14 protein-coding genes and 1 riboswitch are annotated in these 16,565 nt (G+C 61.1%); of the genes, 11 read left to right on the top strand and 3 right to left on the bottom strand.

What is annotated here, in order from left to right; translation table 11 throughout:
* Positions 1 to 6: 6 nt before the first annotated feature.
* Positions 7 to 264, top strand: coding sequence for an exodeoxyribonuclease VII small subunit (locus K7B09_RS04165; protein WP_223627075.1), 258 nt, complete (start codon positions 7 to 9; stop codon positions 262 to 264).
* Positions 257 to 1,225: a polyprenyl synthetase family protein gene (locus K7B09_RS04160; RefSeq protein ID WP_223627073.1), complete on the top strand. Its 969-nt coding sequence runs from the start codon at positions 257 to 259 to the stop codon at positions 1,223 to 1,225. Before K7B09_RS04165 ends, K7B09_RS04160 begins: the two co-directional genes overlap by 8 nt.
* Positions 1,226 to 1,261: 36 nt before the next feature.
* On the opposite strand, the gene K7B09_RS04155 is transcribed toward K7B09_RS04160, so the two are convergent.
* Positions 1,262 to 2,890, bottom strand: coding sequence for a phosphoethanolamine transferase (locus K7B09_RS04155; RefSeq protein ID WP_223627071.1), 1,629 nt, complete (start codon positions 2,888 to 2,890; stop codon positions 1,262 to 1,264).
* A gap of 87 nt (positions 2,891 to 2,977) precedes the next feature.
* Positions 2,978 to 4,315: a DEAD/DEAH box helicase gene (locus tag K7B09_RS04150; protein WP_223627069.1), complete on the bottom strand. Its 1,338-nt coding sequence runs from the start codon at positions 4,313 to 4,315 to the stop codon at positions 2,978 to 2,980.
* Between the two features lie 360 nt (positions 4,316 to 4,675).
* Here K7B09_RS04150 and K7B09_RS04145 point away from each other — a divergent pair, with 360 nt between their 5' ends.
* Positions 4,676 to 5,023 (top strand): hypothetical protein, encoded by a 348-nt coding sequence (locus K7B09_RS04145; protein ID WP_223627066.1) that lies wholly within the window; start codon positions 4,676 to 4,678, stop codon positions 5,021 to 5,023.
* Between the two features lie 5 nt (positions 5,024 to 5,028).
* Here K7B09_RS04145 and K7B09_RS04140 read toward each other — a convergent pair whose 3' ends face one another.
* A complete protein-coding gene (locus K7B09_RS04140) occupies positions 5,029 to 6,402 on the bottom strand; it encodes an MBL fold metallo-hydrolase RNA specificity domain-containing protein (protein ID WP_223627064.1) in 1,374 nt (457 codons plus the stop codon).
* Positions 6,403 to 6,516: 114 nt separating this feature from the next.
* Here K7B09_RS04140 and K7B09_RS04135 point away from each other — a divergent pair, with 114 nt between their 5' ends.
* From K7B09_RS04135 to K7B09_RS04100, 8 genes are all read left to right on the top strand, one after another.
* Positions 6,517 to 7,893 carry a M16 family metallopeptidase gene (locus K7B09_RS04135; RefSeq protein ID WP_223627062.1) on the top strand — a complete coding sequence of 459 codons (1,377 nt, stop codon included), beginning with the start codon at positions 6,517 to 6,519 and terminating at the stop codon, positions 7,891 to 7,893.
* On the top strand, positions 7,890 to 9,296 hold the full coding sequence (locus tag K7B09_RS04130; protein WP_223627060.1) for a M16 family metallopeptidase: 1,407 nt from the start codon (positions 7,890 to 7,892) through the stop codon (positions 9,294 to 9,296). The genes K7B09_RS04135 and K7B09_RS04130 overlap by 4 nt, the downstream gene beginning before the upstream one ends.
* 112 nt (positions 9,297 to 9,408) lie before the next feature.
* On the top strand, positions 9,409 to 11,526 hold the full coding sequence (locus K7B09_RS04125; protein WP_425507842.1) for a M13 family metallopeptidase: 2,118 nt from the start codon (positions 9,409 to 9,411) through the stop codon (positions 11,524 to 11,526).
* 109 nt (positions 11,527 to 11,635) lie between these two features.
* Positions 11,636 to 12,787 carry a phosphotransferase enzyme family protein gene (locus K7B09_RS04120; RefSeq protein WP_223627055.1) on the top strand — a complete coding sequence of 384 codons (1,152 nt, stop codon included), beginning with the start codon at positions 11,636 to 11,638 and terminating at the stop codon, positions 12,785 to 12,787.
* A 25-nt stretch (positions 12,788 to 12,812) separates the two neighbouring features.
* Positions 12,813 to 12,908: riboswitch (TPP riboswitch) on the top strand.
* Positions 12,909 to 13,019: 111 nt separating this feature from the next.
* Positions 13,020 to 15,179 carry a TonB-dependent siderophore receptor gene (locus tag K7B09_RS04115; RefSeq protein ID WP_223627052.1) on the top strand — a complete coding sequence of 720 codons (2,160 nt, stop codon included), beginning with the start codon at positions 13,020 to 13,022 and terminating at the stop codon, positions 15,177 to 15,179.
* On the top strand, positions 15,179 to 15,748 hold the full coding sequence (pnuC, locus tag K7B09_RS04110; RefSeq protein WP_223627049.1) for a nicotinamide riboside transporter PnuC: 570 nt from the start codon (positions 15,179 to 15,181) through the stop codon (positions 15,746 to 15,748). Before K7B09_RS04115 ends, pnuC begins: the two co-directional genes overlap by 1 nt.
* Before the next feature lie 74 nt (positions 15,749 to 15,822).
* The gene (locus K7B09_RS04105) at positions 15,823 to 16,008 is read left to right on the top strand and encodes a hypothetical protein (RefSeq protein WP_223627047.1); all 186 of its coding nucleotides are present in this window, start codon (positions 15,823 to 15,825) and stop codon (positions 16,006 to 16,008) included.
* Between the two features lie 52 nt (positions 16,009 to 16,060).
* The gene (locus K7B09_RS04100; RefSeq protein ID WP_223627045.1) at positions 16,061 to 16,531 is read left to right on the top strand and encodes a putative periplasmic lipoprotein; all 471 of its coding nucleotides are present in this window, start codon (positions 16,061 to 16,063) and stop codon (positions 16,529 to 16,531) included.
* Positions 16,532 to 16,565 lie beyond the last annotated feature (34 nt).

Genomic DNA, 16,565 nt, shown 5'->3' with positions numbered 1-16,565 from the left:
TCCCCCATGACGAAGAAACCTGCATCCGAACCCTCCCCCGTAGCCGACTTTGAACAGTCGCTGCACGCATTGGAAGCACTGGTTGGCACGATGGAAGCCGGCGACATGAACTTGGAGGAATCGCTGGCCGCCTACGAGCGCGGAGTCGGCTTGTATCGGCATTGCCAACTGGCGCTGGAACAGGCGGAGTTGCGCGTGCGTCAACTCAGCGATCCCGCCAAGCCCGAGGCTGCCACCGATTTTGAAGCCGGCGACCATGCCTGAGTCCGCATTCCCAGAGTGGATCCGGCGCACTGATGCGACCCTGAGCAACGCCCTACCAGACCCCGCCGTGGCGCCGCAACGGCTACACGCTGCGATGCGTCATGCCGTACTCAAAGGCGGCAAACGGATGCGCCCCTTACTGGTGTACGCCACCGGCACCGCATTGGGTGCCGCAGACGCGTCACTGGATGCCGCTGCGGCCGCAGTGGAGTTGATCCACTGCTATTCACTGGTGCACGACGATTTACCGGCGATGGATGATGATGCCCTGCGGCGTGGCCAGCCCACCGTGCATGTGGCGTTCGATGAGGCCACTGCGATACTGGCCGGTGACGCACTGCAAACGCTGGCCTTCGACGTGTTGGCCAACGCGCCACAGGATGCACCCCAGCGCGTGGCAATGCTTGCCGAATTGGCCCGCGCCAGTGGTGTTGCTGGCATGTGCGGTGGGCAGGCGCTGGATATCGACGCAACTGGAGGAAGAACAAAAGGAGATCAGCGTCATGTATCCGACCGGGATGATTCTACCGCTGGTGTTGTTCGTCCGAAAAATGACTATGGCTTCGTTCCGCTTCCCTTCTCACTCGCTGAACTCGAACGTCTGCACGCACTCAAAACTGGCGCACTGCTGCGCTGCGCGGTGCGGCTGGGCGCATTGGCGGCCAATGCCGACGCATCGTGCTGTGCGGCGCTAGATCGCTATGCCGACGCCTTGGGGTTGGCGTTTCAGATTCGCGATGATCTGCTGGATATCGAAGGTGATGCTGCGACCTTGGGCAAGACCACCGGCAAGGATCAGGCGCAAGACAAAGCTACCTTCCCGGCGTTGCTGGGAGTGCCGGCCAGCCGGGCGCGCCTGCAAGAACTTGCGGCCAGCATGCAGGCCGCGCTGGACAGCGTGGATGCCGATACACACGCTTTGGCAGCACTGGCGCACAAGGCCATCCATCGCAGCCATTGATCTGCTGCGCAAGCCACGCAGCAGATATGCGATGCATCAAGGTTGCCGGCAGCTCGCCAGCAAATCCTTGTCCTTGCGGTACACCGCTGTTTGCACGTCAAACGCGCCCAGCACGGTGGAGAACAGATTGTCGTGGCTGGCTGGCTGCTGCGCCACCTTCTGCAAGCACGCCATATCGAGGCCAGTATCGGTGGCAAACCCGGGCGATAGCCACAGCGTCAGCGGCACATGCAGTTGTTGCCGGGGCGCGATGGCATACGGCGCACCATGCAGATACAGTCCATATTCGCCCAACGATTCGCCATGGTCAGATACATACAACATTGCCGCATCGCGCTGGGTTTGCGCTTGCAGCAGGTCGATCAAATGCGCCAGCACGCTATCGGAATACAGGATCGCATTGTCGTAGGCATTCGCGATTTGAGCCTGCGTGCAGCGGCTCAGCTCAGGGGTTTTGCAGACGGGTGTCCAGCGCTCGAATGCGGGCGGGTAGCGCTCGAAATAATTCGGCCCATGGTTGCCCAGCATATGTAACACGATGATCACATCGCCCGGCATGGCATCCAGTTTGGCTTGCAAACCCGACAACAGGATTTCATCGAAGCAACGCCCGGCCGCGCACAAATTGGCGGCATCGTCCGGGCCCATGGTGTGCGATTGCACGCCGATGCAAATGCCCTTGCAGCCGGATTGATTATCGCGCCAGAGCACTTGCACGCCGGCGCGTGCAGCCACGTCCAATACCGATTCATGCCCGCGAATGGCATCGCGGTCGTAATGCTCGCGGCCTTGCGGTGAGAACATGCACGGCAACGAGACTTCGGTGCTGGTGCCGCAGGCGGTGACGTCGGGGAAATTCAGTACATTGCGCTTGGCAAGCTCCGGGGTCGTCTGGCGTGCATAACCATTCAGCCCCCAATGATCGCCGCGCACGGTTTCACCCACTGCCAACACCAGCAAGCGTGGCTTGCGCGTCGCCGCCGCGGCAGGCCGCTTGGCATCGGCACCCACCACTTGGCGTGGGCCGCTGCTGGCTTTCTTCGAAGGCTTGATCACATTGATCAGTGACACGATGTAGTTGCCCGGGGTGATTTTGTAGCGCAACACTTTGTCGGTACGCATCAGCGCAAACACGCCCTGCGAAGACATCCCCACCGCCGCACCGGCCAGCAGCAGCATCGCCAGCAGAAACCCGCCACGCACCAGCAAACCGCGCCTCCAGCTACGCGGCTTGCTGCGGGTCAGCAGCACCAATACGGCTGGCGCCATGCCCAACAACACAACATGCAACAGCATGCCAACCGTCATCAGCTCGCGGCTTTCGGCCACATCGGTATGCAGCACGTTGCGGATCATCTCCGCATCAAACACCACGGCAAAGCGGGTCATGTACCAATGTGCCAGCGCGGTGACGACCAGCAACAGCGCCAACAGCGGCCGCGCCAAGCAGCCCCAGCACAGCAAGCCAAAGATCAACGCATGCAGGGCGAATACCGCCACACCCAGCGACAACATCACGGAAGTCGAACTGGTACCGGCACGCACCGCCGCCCACAAGGGGCCATTGGTCACCAACAGAAAATAGGCGCTGACCAGCGCAATCAGCACCTCTACCGAAACTTGCGGCCGCCACCAGCGGTTATCGCCACGTTGGTTCGCTGTCACGTCTTACCTACCCTCGATGGTTGCCGATCATGGCGGGCGACAGTAGCACCAATGCCAAAGCCGCCCAACTGCCATCCGTGCCTGGTGTTAGCGCGCGCTGCGGCGATCACCTTGGCGCGGGCCGCGCTGGCTATCGCGTTGACTGTCGCGCTGCGCCGGCTTTGGCCCAGTGTGGGCATGGGCATGCGCTTCGAGCGTGCGCGGCTTGCCGTGCGGACGACGATTGCGCGCAGCCGGGCGCGGGCCACGCGGGGCATTGTCGAACGGCTTGGCATCGCTGCGGATTGCGCGTGAAGGCACAAACCCGGACACAGTGTCCATCACGATGTCGCGGCCGAGCAACTTCTGGATCTGGCGCAGCAAATGCGCTTCGTCCGGCGATACCAGCGAAATGGCTTCGCCGGTAGCACCGTTGCGGCCGGTGCGGCCAATGCGATGCACGTAGTCTTCCGCCACCATCGGCAAGTCGTGGTTGATCACCAGCGGCAGCTGCGGAATATCCAACCCGCGTGCGGCCACGTCGGTGGCCACCAGGATACGGGTCTTGCCGGATTTGAATTCGTTGAGCGCTTTCTGGCGTGCGGCTTGGCTCTTGTTGCCATGAATCGCCAGTGCCGGCAAACCGGCATCGCAGAGTTGTTCGGCCAAACGGTTGCAGCCGTGCTTGGTCTTGCCGAACACCAGCACCTGTTCGGTGTGGCGCTGCGCCAGAATCTGCACCAGCAGGTCACGCTTCCTGTTGCCATCCACCGGGTGCGCACGGTGGCTGATGGTTTCGATCACGGTGTTCTGCGCCGCCACCTGCACCTGCTGCGGGTCCTTCAGAAAGTCCAGTGCCAGCGCCTTGATGCGCGGCTCGAACGTGGCCGAAAACAGCAAGGTCTGGCGCTGGTGCGGCACGTGCTTCATCACCCGTTGGATCGACGGCAAAAAGCCCATGTCGAGCATGCGATCGGCTTCATCCAGCACCAGTATCTGCACGTCACCCAGCTTGCAGGTGCCGCGCTCCAGATGGTCGATCAAGCGGCCCGGGCAGGCCACCAGCACATCCACGCCACGGCGGAACGCATCGATCTGCGGCTGCATGCCTACTCCGCCGAACAACGCGGTGACGTTCAAACGCAGATATTTGGCATAGCTGCGCAGGTTGTCGCTGACCTGCACCGCCAGTTCGCGGGTAGGCGTCAGAATCAGCGCGCGCGGACGATGCACGCCTTGCGGCTTGGGCAATTCGGCCAATTTTTGCAATAAGGGCAAGCCAAACGCGGCGGTCTTGCCGGTGCCGGTTTGCGCCCCGCCCAGCACGTCGTGGCCGGCCAGCACCAGCGGGATCGCTTGTGCCTGGATGGGGGTGGGGGTGGTGTAGTGATTATCGGCAAGCGCGCGCAGCAAGCCAGGCGCAAGGCCAAGGGTTTCAAACGACATCGGGAACTCCGGGGTGTCAAAGCCACGCGCAAGGCGTGGGCGAACCCGTGCGATTCCCAAGAAACCACGCACGAGCCTGCAGATGGCACGACGCCGGAACTCCGGGCCGTGTCTGCGCGACGAAAGGCGTGTGGGGAAAACGAGCCGCAAAGGCGGCGGGCGTGACCGGGAATAACGATCAGGCGTGCGCAGAATGTGGCGGAGTTTACGCCAAACCCGCCACGCCTGCCGGCGCAGATGAATTTTCCGTTCACGATGCTCTGCCGCGATGGCTGCATGCGCCGTGGTTTTCAAGTCCCGCCAAGCATGGCACTCTGCGGCGATTGCCCCCTTCCCTCGCCCTGACTCTCTGACACCCACATGAAACTTGAAGTTCGAATTGCCCAATGGCTGCTGGCCAGCGTGTTTATCGTGATGGGCGGCTTTCGCCTGTGGCAGGCGCTGCACGGCGTGCAGATGAGCAATATGACCTTGCTGATGAGTGCCGGCGAAGTGCTGCTGGGGGTGTTGATTGCGGCCGGTTGGCAGTTGCGGGTGATGACCTTGATCGCGGCGATCTTGCTATTGGTGGATGCCGCGCTATCGCACCCGTTTTGGCATTTTTCGGGCGCGGCAATGGGCCCGCAATTACTGCAATTCATGAAGAACATGGGACTGGTAGGCGGGCTGGTACTGCTGTCCACCGCCGGTGGCGCGAAGCGGCGCTGACGCGCCTACACCTCCAGCGTCATCCCCGGTCGCGCCAGCGTAGCCTGCACCCCAAAGCGTTCGTGAATCTCGCCGGCCAGCGCCTCACGGGCCAGATCTTCGCCATGCACCAGTGCCAACGGTGGCGAAGGCCGGAATCCGGCATACCAGTCCAGCAAGCCCTGCTGGTCGGCGTGTGCAGACAGCCCGCCCACGGTATGCCGATGTGCATTGACGCGCACGTCGTGGCCGTGGATACGTACCCACTGCGCGCCATCCACCAATCTGCGCCCCAGCGTGCCTTCGGCTTGATAGCCGACAAACACCATGCGCGTCTGCCGCTTGGGCAGGCATTGCCGCATGTGATGCAGGATGCGGCCACCACTGGCCATGCCATTGCCCGCAATGATGATGGCCCCGCCGTGGATGCGGTTGATCGACATCGACTCTTCGGCGGTTTGGGTGACGCGCAGATTGGGCAAGCGGAATGGGTTGGGCGTCCCGCGCCAGATTTCACGCGCCTCGGCGTCAAATAATTCATGGTGATGGTCGTACACCTGCACCACTTTGGAAGCCATCGGACTATCCAGGAAAATCTTCCAGCGCGACATATCCCAATCATTCCAGTGCCGCGCAAACCAGTACAGCAACTCCTGCGTGCGGCCCACCGCAAACGCGGGAATCAGCACATTGCCGTGGTCGCGCCAGGCGGCCTCCAGGATTTCACTCAACTCAAGGACGGTTTCGCTGCGCTGCTTGTGATTGCGATTGCCGTAGGTGGACTCCATCAACAGCAGGTCGGCATCGGCCACCGGTGTGGGATCGCGCAAAATCGGCGCATTCGGCATCCCCAAGTCGCCGGAGAACACCAGTTTCCTGCCGTCGGCCCACAGCTCCACGATGGCCGAGCCGAGAATATGGCCGGCATCGCGGAAGGCAATTTCAACGCCCTCCAGAATCTGCGTGCGCGTGGCATAGTCCAACGGATGCAACTGCGACAGCGCATCGCGCACATCGTCACGGGTGTACAGCGGCACCGCTTTGGGCTGCCCCGGTTTGCGCTTGCGGTTGCTGCGCTCGGCTTCGTTTTCCTGCAATGACGCCGAATCAAGCAGCATGATCGGCAACAAATCCGCGGTCGCACGTTGGGTGAAAATGGGGCCATCAAAGCCCGCCAAGGTCAGCCGCGGCACGCGCCCCACATGGTCGATGTGGGCATGGCTGAGGATCAGCGCGTCGATCTGGCTAGCGTCAAATGGAAATGGCGCAAAATTACGCGCATCCGCCTCCGGACTGCCCTGCACCATGCCGCAGTCCAACAATATGCGCTTGCCTGCCGCTTCGATCAGGTGCATCGAGCCGGTGACATCACCCGCCGCACCGTGAAAATGAACTTCCATGCAACTGCTCCTGGAGGATGACCGGTGCAGAGTAGCGCAGACCCCGACTTCCGGCAGGTACCGGCCGCCATCACAATCCGGCATGCTGTACAGGTTCGATCACCGGATATTTTCATGCGCATTCTTTCCCTTGCCTGCGCGCTTGCGCTTGGCATCACAAGTTTCACAAGCTCCGCTGCCACTGCGCCCACTGCGGCCAAAGTGCCGGGCAGCGAAGCGATCGTCAGCAAAACGCTGCCCAATGGGCTGCAAATCATCGTCTGGCCTGACCACGACATCCCCAATGCCAATTTCTACACCTTCTACAAAGTCGGCAGCCGCAACGAATACCCCGGCATCACCGGGCTGGCGCATTTTTTCGAACACATGATGTTCAACGGCACCAGCCGTCGCGCGCCCGGCGAATTCGATCGCATCATGGAAGCGTCCGGTGGCAGCAACAACGCCAGTACCAGCAACGACCGCACGGTGTACACCGACTGGTTCCCCAGCAGCGCGCTGGAAACCATTTTCGATTTGGAAGCCGACCGCATTGCGCATCTTGCATTTGACGACAAGGTGATCGAAAGCGAACGCGGCGTGGTGTATAGCGAACGTCGTTCCAGCGTTGACAATCAGCCCTTCGGCTCGTTGATCGAACAGATGCAGGCCACCGCGTTTACCGCACATCCCTACCAGTTCCCGACCATCGGCTATCCGTCCGACATCGAACGCTGGACGAAGGCGGATTTGCAGCAGTTTTTCAAGACGTATTACGCGCCCAACAACGCCGTGCTGGTGATTGCCGGTGATGTGCAGCCTGCGCAGGTGTTTGCGATGGCTGACAAATATCTCGCACCGATTGCACGCCAACCGGCTCCGCGCGAGATCACGACCATTGAGCCGGAGCAACACGGCGAACGTCGCTTGCTGCTGGAACGCCCCGATGCGCAAACCCCGATTGTCGCCTTTGCCTATCACAGCGGCACCAACGAAGGCGGCAAGGACACCCCGGCACTGGCGCTGCTGAATACCATCCTTGCGCAAGGCGTGTCTTCCCGTCTGCACCAACGACTGGTGGAAAAAGAACAGGCTGCGGTGGATGCCGGTGCATTTGTCGAGAATGGCTACAACCCCGGCCTGCTGTGGGTGTATGCGGCCTTGCCGCCCGGTGGGGATTCAGCCAAGGCCGAGGCGATGCTGGATGACGAACTGGCCAAGCTGGTCCGCGATGGTGTAAGCAACGCGGAAATGGAAAAAGCCCGCAACCTCAAGCTGTCTGCGTTCTGGCGCGGCATGGCTACGATCAATGGCAAGGCACAGGCACTCGGCGACTATCAGACGTTTTACGGCGACTATAAAAAGCTGTTTGATGCTCCCGCTGCCTATGCCGCAGTGACCGCTGCGGATGTGCAGGCGGTGGCACAAAAAATTCTGCGAAAATCCAACCGCACCGTCGGCTGGGTGGTACCTACCCCACAAGCCACGGCCCGCAAGGAGGCCAACCCATGAGCCGCCTGCCTCGATTGTTCACCTTGCTTGTAGCCACTTGCATCAGCTTGAGCACACAGGCTGGCACCACCGGCACTGGCGTGCATCTGCCTGAATACACCACGACCATCTTGCCCAATGGCGCCACCGTCTTGCTGATGCCGCGCCACGACGTACCGATGATTGCAGCCTCGGTATTGGTGCGCGGCGGATCACTGGCCGATACCGCGGGCAAGGAAGGCACCGCCTCGCTACTGGCCGACCTCATGGAGAAAGGCGCGGGCGAACGCGATGCGCTGGCATTTGCACAAACCGTGGATGGTGCCGGCGGCAGTCTTAGTTTTGGCAGCTCGCGAGAGGCGATCGTGGCCAATGCGCAATTTCTGTCGAAGGATTCGGGCTTGATGCTGTCGCTGCTGGGCGATGCCTTGCTACGGCCACGCCTGGATGCGGCCGAATTCGACAAATTGAAAAAGCGCGCCATCGACGCCATCGCCAGTGCCAAGGACGGGGATCCGCGCGGCCTGATTCGCAATTACACCAATGCCTGGCTGTTCCAGCAGCATCCGTATGCGCGTCCGGCCGATGGCGACCAAACCAGCCTGGCGCAGATCAGCCTGGATGACCTGAAAGCCTTTCGCAATCAGCAAATGGGCGGCGATCGCCTGATCATTGCCATCGCCGGTGACTTCGACCCCGTGGTGATCGGCAAGCAAGTTCAGGCCACCTTCGGCAACTGGGCCAAGGCCAATGCAACATTGCCATTGGTGACTACCGCGCAACCGCGCAACGGTCGCCGCGTGCTGCTGGTCGACAAGCCTGGCGCCACCCAAACTTATTTCACATTGGCCAATCTCGGCACTCGCCACGGCGACCCCGACGAAGCCGCACAAAATGTGGTGCAAACCGTGTTTGGCGGGCGTTTTACCTCGATGATCAATACCGCACTGCGCATCAAATCAGGGCTGAGTTATGGCGCAGCCTCGCAACTGGAGCGTCCCCGGTTGCCGGGTACGGTTGCCATCACCAGCTACACCAAAACCGATTCCACCAAGGCCGCGATTGATCTGGCCCTCAGCACCTTGGATTTGCTGCACCAACAGCCTCTGGATACGCAGGCCATCGACTCGGCCAAGCACTACATCGCCGGGCAATTTGCACCGGGGCTGGAAACCTCGTCACAACTGGCCGCTGAATTGGCCAATATGGCGATTTACGGGGATAACCGCGATAAAGTCGACGGCTACCTCGGCCGCATTGCTGCTGCCAGCCCGGAGCAGATCAACGCCGCGCGGAAGGTGTTTCCCGACTCTGCGGATGTGGTCATCGTTGCCATCGGCGACGCGGCCAAAATCCGCAGCGTGATGCAGGCATACGGCCCGCTGACCGAGATGAAGCTGACCGACCCGCGCTATTTGCCCTGAGCCGGCACCCACCAGATGCGGGTGCCGGCGCATGACCTCCGGCACCCGCCGCGCCCAACCGCAATGTTTACAGTGCACGCAACGCGTGCCCAGTGCCGTGTCCCTTGTTTCCATCCTCACCGGAGCCATCGCCGTGAACGCCCCCAAAACCCTGCTGCTGTCGCTGTCGATTGCAGCCGCCTTGTCGGCCTGCCAGAAGCCTGCCGACAAGCCCGCCAGCGCAAACGTCCCGGTCAAACCGGAGGCAGTTCCTTACACCTTGGATGAAGCCAAGCTGCCGCCGGTCAATCGCTTCTTGCCCGCTGATTTGGATACCAGCAAGAGCGCATGCACGGATTTTTCCGGTTACGTCAACGGCAAGTGGCTAGCGGCCAATACCATTCCCGGCGATCGCAGCAGCTGGGGCGCATTCGAAATGCTGGATGAGCGCTCGCAAGGTGTGCAACGGCAACTGGCCGAACAAGCTGCAGCCAAAACCAATACCAGCGGTGTAGACAAATTGATTGGTGATTTCTGGGCCAGCGGCATGGATGCGGCCAAGATCAATGCACAGGGTTTGACCCCGCTGAAACCGCAACTGGATGCCATTGCCGGGTTGGATAGTCAGGCCAAGATCGCCGACTACCTGCGCGCTAGTGCAGCCAAGGGTGAAAACATCCTGTTCGGGTTTGGCCCGGAAGCCGATTTCAAGGACTCCACCATGAACATTGCCTACGCCGCGCAAGGTGGCTTGGGCTTGCCCGATCGCGGCTATTACTTCGACAAGGACAAAGCCGACAAACTGGCCGCCTATCAAGCGCATGTGGCCAAGGTGCTGGCGCTCTCCGGCGTGCCCGCAGCCGATGCTGCTACCCAGGCCAAGGATGTCGTGGCATTTGAAACTCGCTTGGCCAAGGTGTCCAAATCCAGCGAAGAAATGTCGCGTGATGTGTCGTTGTTCTACAACCCGATCAGCCCGGCTGATGCCGACAAGCTGACCCCGAACTTCCCGTGGACGAAGTTCTTCGAATCACAGGGCGTGGCCGTGCCGAAGATGTTCTCGCTGGCCATTCCCGCCTTCCACCAGGAAGTCAGCAAGATGCTGGCCGATGTGCCCGCAGCCCAATGGCAAAGCTATCTGCGCTTCCACACCATCGACAGTGCTGCGCCGTATCTGTCGGACGATTTTGCCAATGAGCGGTTTGATTTCTATGGCAAGACGCTGCGTGGCCAAAAGGAAATGAAGGAACGCGGCAAGCGCGTGCTGGGCACGATTGAAGAAGAAGCCGGCGAAGCGATGGGCCAGCTTTACGTCAAAGTCGCCTTCCCCGCCGAATCCAAGGCGCGCATGGAGCAACTGGTCAAACATTTGAGTGACGCCCTGAAGGTACGCATCGAACACCTGACGTGGATGAGCGATGCCACCAAGAAAAAGGCATTGGACAAGTGGGCCAGCTTTACCCCCAAGATTGGTTACCCGGATAAATGGCGCAGCTGGGAAGGCTTGGCTACCCAGCGTGACAGCTATATCGGTAATGTGCTGGCCGCCAATGCATTCAATTACCAATGGGCCATGGGCAAGATCGGCAAACCGGTGGACAAGACCGAATGGGGCATGAGCCCGCAAACCGTCAACGCCTACTACAACCCGTCACAGAACGAAATCGTGTTCCCGGCGGCCATTCTGCAGCCGCCATTCTTCGATCCCAAGGCGGATGATGCCACCAATTTCGGCGGCATCGGTGCGGTCATCGGCCACGAAATGACCCACGGCTACGACGACCAAGGCAGCCGCTTCGGGCCCACCGGAAATTTCGAAAACTGGTGGACATCGGAAGACGCCAAAGGGTTTGGTGGGCGTACCGACAAACTCATCGCTCAGTTCTCCGGCTATCTGGCCGGCCCCGGCCAACACGTCAATGGCAAACTCACCTTGGGTGAAAACATTGCCGACTTGGGCGGCATCAATACCGCCTATGACGCGATGCTGAAAGCCACCGAGGGCAAGCCCGATCCCAAGACCGATGGCCTGACCCGCGACCAACGCTTCTTCCTCAACTGGGGCACCGTGTGGCGTCGCAACTTCACTCCGCAAGAACTCAATGTGCGCCTGACCACCGATCCGCACGCACCAGCCAACTTCCGTGCCATTGGCGCGCCCAGCAACATGCCCGCATTCGCCCAGGCTTTCGGTTGCAAAGCCGGTGACCCGATGATGCGCAGTGGTGATCAGCAAGTGGTGATTTGGTAACGCGCGACTGCTTTGCTGCATGAAGCCACACAAGGCCCGGCATGTCCGGGCCTTGCTTGTTGTGGGCGTATCCTTGCCACATCACGAATCACTCATCGCGCGCACCTTCATGCACACCCCACCCCACCGCAGCCACGGCTGGAACCACGATGTGGTGACCCCCGATTGGCCGGCACTGCATGTCACAGAAGTACATGCGCTGCTGGATCGTTTTCCGGCGTTACGCGGCGGGGTGCGCATCGACTGGCACAGCCCACGTCCGTTTTCCGCCGCCGCACGTGTGCACACCAACGGAAGCGATGTGTTCGTGAAGCGGCACCATGGTCGCGTGCGCACGCCACAAGCCTTGCGCGAAGAACACGCCTTCATCACCCACCTGAACAGCCACGGGCTGCCGGTCCCGACCGTGCTTGCCGATGCCGACGGCCACACCGCGATTGCAAGCGGCGAGTGGACATATGAAGTGCACACGCTGGCCACGGGTCTGGATGTCTATCGGAATACCGCATCGTGGACACCCCCATTTTCCCTCGAACATGCGCACAGCGCAGGGCAAATGCTGGCGCAGCTGCATGTCGCCGCGGCAGATTTCGATGCCCCCATGCGCAGCACCACTTTGCTCGTTGCCCAGGACACGCTCCTGCGCGCACCGGATTTGATCGCCGCCATCGAAGCCCGCTGCGCAGCACGCCCGGCACTGGCCGAGGCACTGCACATGCGCGATTGGCGCAGGCAAATCAGTGCGCTACTGCCGCGCCACGCCAGGTTACAGCCACAACTGCTCCACCAATCGCGCTTGTGGACGCACGGTGATTGGCATGTCTCCAATTTATTCTGGCAACCAGTGCGCAAGCCTGCCCAGGTCAGCAGCATTCTCGACTTCGGGCTGTGTGCCCCAACCTTTGCCCTGTTCGATCTTGCCACCGCGATCGAACGCAATGCGATTGCATGGTTGCAACTGGAGCAGGGCATGCATGCGATCTATCCGGACATTGCACTGCAATTGATTGCAGGCTACGTGAAGGTATTGCCGCTCTCGCCACGACAACGCAGCTTGCTGGCCGAGTTGCTGCCGTTGGTACATCTGGATTTTGCCCTCTCCGAAGTGGAGTACTTCCACGCCATCACACGTAAATCCGCTGATGTTGAATTGGCATGGTCAGCGTTTTTCCTGGGCCACGCTGCCTGGTTTGACAGCGCACCGGGGCTGCAGTTGCTGGATGTCATTCGTGCACCGGCTCTTGCACCCGCACTGGCCTGAAGCGCTGCACTGTGGTTCAATGCGCGCCATGAAGCGGGGGTGCCCGGCGTTGCCGGGCTGAGAGAGTCCCTTGGAACCTGATCCGGTTTGCACCGGCGTAGGGAGCTTGATTCGAACAGTCTGGCCATGCCTTGTGCAGGGCCACGCACATGCCACCGGCATGTGGATGCTTCCAGCATGATGTGTTCGTCGTCGCTTCGTCCCTCCATCAGACGATTGCCGACGACCAACCATGAAACTTTCCCCCACCCCCCTGTTGCTTGCCCTGTTGCCGCTTTTGGCCACGGCTGCGCCAGCTGACGAGCACGACGCCACTGATCGCAAGATCACCAAATTGGCCGCCGTGCAAGTGGTTGGCGATGCCAAGGATGCTGCGCGCGACACCGGCAGCAATGCCTGGGGGAAATCGAGCGCACAAGACACGCCGGCCACGCTGCATGTGATCGATCGCAGTCGACTGGACGACCGCCATATCCGCACCTTGTCCGAATTGGCGCGTGAAGACGCGGCCCTGGGGGATAACTATGCACCGCTGGGCTATTACCAGAACATCGCGATTCGTGGCTATCCGCTGGATCTTGGCAGTAGCTACCGCATCAACGGCTTGGCCGCCACTGGCGAACAAATCATCGCACTGGAAGACAAGCAACAAGTCGAAATTCTCAAGGGCCTGGCGGGGATCAGTGCTGGCGTGGTGGAACCCGGCGGCGTGGTGAACTTCATCAGCAAGCGCCCGGAAGCGGTGCGCACGTTAACGCTGGGCACCGATGCGCGTGGCTCACGCTATGCCGCCCTGGATGCAGGCGGTTGGTTGAGCCCCACGTTTGGCCTGCGGGCCAATGTGGTGTGGGATGCCGCGCATGCGCATGTGGAACATGCCGATGGTCGGCGTGGCTTGGTTGCGTTGGCCGCCGACTGGAAATTCTCGGATACCACGACATTGGAGCTGGATGCCAACACCCAAGCCAGCGCCCAGCGTTCCGCCTCGGGTTACATGCTGCTGGGTGGCAGCCAGCTGCCCGGCAATCCTGATCCGAAAAAGCTGCTGGGGTACCAGCCGTGGCAGCAACCGGTGCGCATCCATTCGCACAATCTCAGTGCGCGCTTGCGCCACAACTTCAATCAGGATTGGCAACTGCGCGTCAGCGCCGGCCGCAGTCGCAGCGTGATCGATGACAACGTCGCCTTCGCTTACGGCTGCTACTACGCAGTGGCGTGCGCCAGCGGAACCGTGCCAGGCAACTTCTTCGCACCCAATGGCGATTACGACATCTACGACTATCGCAGTCCCGACGACACCCGCGTTTCCGACCAAGCGCGCGCGGTGCTGGAAGGCCAATTTGGCGAAACATTCCAGCACGACGTGAGCATGGGTGTCAGCAGTTTCCATCGCACCATTACTCGGCGTCCGTACGTGTACGACTACGTGGGTACCGCCAATATCAATGACGTGCAACCACCGGTGTACGCGCCTTCACCCAATCAACCCGGCAACCCGGTACGCCGCTTCGATGGCTGGCAACACTCGTTGTTTGCACTCGATCGCATGCAACTGAGCGCGCAGTGGCAATTGATCGCCGGCGCCAGTGTTGTCCATCTGGATGAGCGCGCATGGAAAAGCTCCGGCAAATTGATACGCACCACGCGCATCAACAAAACGCTGCCGCAACTGGCACTGCTGTGGCAGCCCAGTGCCATGTTCACCGCGTATGCCAGTGCCAGCGACGGCATTGCATTGGGCAAGGAGGCCCCCTTCTGGACCAGCAACGACGGTGAACTGCTCGCGCCGCGCCTGTCACGCCAACTGGAAGCGGGCGTGAAATATCGTTGGCAGGATGCGCTGGATCTTGGCGCATCGGTATTCCGCATTCGCCAGCCGTATCAATACGCGCAGCCGGATACCAGCAGCGCCGGTTACACCTTCGTCCAGCAGGGTGATGAAGTGCACAGCGGGGTGGAATTCTCCGCCAACGGACGCATCACCACACGCTTGAACGTCAACGCCAGCGTGGCGCTGATCCGCGCACGCGCACAAGGCACTGGCACACCCGCATTCGAGGGTCATCAAGTCGCCAATGTGCCCAGCCTGCGCAGCAGCATGCAGTTGGACTACCGCCTGCTGCCGCAACTGGACGTGCAAGGCGGTTGGCGGCATGTCTCCTCCAACCCGGCCACAGCCACCGGGCAAGTACGCGCACCCGCCTATGACGTGTTCAACGCCGGCCTGCGCTGGCGTAGGCAGTGGCGCGAATCAACGCTGAACACACAATTAGGCGTGGACAACCTTTTCAACAAATACTACTGGCGCGACACTGGCAGCTCCGACGGTGACAGTTACTTGTTCCCCGGCGCACCACGCACGGTGTGGCTGACAGTGCAGGTGGCGATGTAATGCCACTGCACGAGATCTTCGCTGCGTGCCTCAGCGCCGGTGCGGTCTGGCTGACCACGCGGCGCAGCCCATGGTGCTATCCGGTGGGGCTGGCGTCGATCTCGGTGTACATCTGGGTGTTCATCGACGCCCGGTTGTATTCGGACGTGCTGCTGCAATGTGCTTACGTGGCGATGCTGATTTCTGGCTGGCTACGCTGGCTGCGCCATCTGGACAGTACTGGCCATGTGCAGGTGGCCGGCCTGGCTCCACGCCTGGCCGGCCTGCACCTGATGATTGGTCTGCTCGGTGGTTTTGCACTGGGCTACATCATGCACACCTTCACCCACGCATCGCTGCCGTGGCTGGATGCTTTCCTGACGGCGTTCAGTCTGGTCGGGCAATGGTGGCAAAACCGTCGTCACATCGCCGCGTGGTGGATGTGGATCGCGGTGGATGTGGTCTATATCGGCATGTACCTGCATAAAGATTTGCATGTCACTGCCATGCTGTACACCGGATTTGTGGTGCTGGCATTGAAAGGCTGGCGCGATTGGCGACACGCGGGACAGGCCGCTGCGGCGGCATGACTGCAGCCCCCCCTCGCCTGTACCGGCGTGGGGGTGTATGTTCGCTCGCATCACCCAACACAACGCACTTGAACATGGACATCCACGACATCGCCCTGACCCTGTACGCGCAATTGGTGCACGCCAATGGCAGCCAGCCGCTGAGTCAGGAGGCGCGTATCGATATGGGTCGCGAAGCGTATCGCTTCGCCGAGGCCTATATCGCGGCCAAGGATTTGTATATCCGCGAATTGCCGGTTGCTAATGACCAAGGCTTCTGATGGATGTACTGATCGGCGGGTATGCTTGCCGGATTCCCCCCGGAGCGTACACATGATCCGTCGGTTTGCCAGCATCACAGCACTCTCTTTCCTGCTGGCGGCATGCAGCAGCGGCCCGGTGCGGCGCGTTTCCGAACCCACCGCCAGCCTGCAACAGCTCACCGTGCGCAGCGATGGCCAATGGGATGTACAGCTGCGCTTGCAGAACTACAGCAGCATTGCGATGCGCTTTGACAAAGCCTCGCTGGACATCCGCTTTGACAACGGCCCGGCCGCCAAACTCGAGGTGCAGCCGGGGCTGGACATCGGTCCGGAATCGGCCGATGTGGTCAACGCCATCCTCACCCCCCTGCCGTCCGGTCGCGCCCGCATCGCCAGCGCTTTGGCCGACGGCCGCGGCCTGGCGTACACCTTGAGCGGCAGTCTGGCCGCCACCCCGCAAGACGGCAAACAGAAGTCGTGGGACATCAAGCGCGAAAGCGCGCTATCGCCCGTGCCGGGGCTGCCCGGGGCGCTGCGCTAAGGCGATTTCCCGAACTAGAGTATTCGCTCAACAT

Source organism: Thermomonas beijingensis (assembly GCF_020034655.1).
GTDB lineage: Bacteria > Pseudomonadota > Gammaproteobacteria > Xanthomonadales > Xanthomonadaceae > Thermomonas > Thermomonas beijingensis.
This window is presented reverse-complemented; position numbering and strand designations above follow the sequence as displayed.

Coding starts and splice junctions, on each gene's coding strand:
- K7B09_RS04120 (WP_223627055.1), top strand. CDS start 11,636: ATGCACACCCCACCCCACCGCAGCCACGGCTGGAACCACGATGTGGTG.
- K7B09_RS04105 (WP_223627047.1), top strand. CDS start 15,823: ATGGACATCCACGACATCGCCCTGACCCTGTACGCGCAATTGGTGCAC.
- pnuC (WP_223627049.1), top strand. CDS start 15,179: ATGCCACTGCACGAGATCTTCGCTGCGTGCCTCAGCGCCGGTGCGGTC.
- K7B09_RS04140 (WP_223627064.1), bottom strand. CDS start 6,402: ATGGAAGTTCATTTTCACGGTGCGGCGGGTGATGTCACCGGCTCGATG.
- K7B09_RS04100 (WP_223627045.1), top strand. CDS start 16,061: ATGATCCGTCGGTTTGCCAGCATCACAGCACTCTCTTTCCTGCTGGCG.
- K7B09_RS04115 (WP_223627052.1), top strand. CDS start 13,020: ATGAAACTTTCCCCCACCCCCCTGTTGCTTGCCCTGTTGCCGCTTTTG.
- K7B09_RS04135 (WP_223627062.1), top strand. CDS start 6,517: ATGCGCATTCTTTCCCTTGCCTGCGCGCTTGCGCTTGGCATCACAAGT.
- K7B09_RS04145 (WP_223627066.1), top strand. CDS start 4,676: ATGAAACTTGAAGTTCGAATTGCCCAATGGCTGCTGGCCAGCGTGTTT.
- K7B09_RS04165 (WP_223627075.1), top strand. CDS start 7: ATGACGAAGAAACCTGCATCCGAACCCTCCCCCGTAGCCGACTTTGAA.
- K7B09_RS04150 (WP_223627069.1), bottom strand. CDS start 4,315: ATGTCGTTTGAAACCCTTGGCCTTGCGCCTGGCTTGCTGCGCGCGCTT.
- K7B09_RS04130 (WP_223627060.1), top strand. CDS start 7,890: ATGAGCCGCCTGCCTCGATTGTTCACCTTGCTTGTAGCCACTTGCATC.
- K7B09_RS04160 (WP_223627073.1), top strand. CDS start 257: ATGCCTGAGTCCGCATTCCCAGAGTGGATCCGGCGCACTGATGCGACC.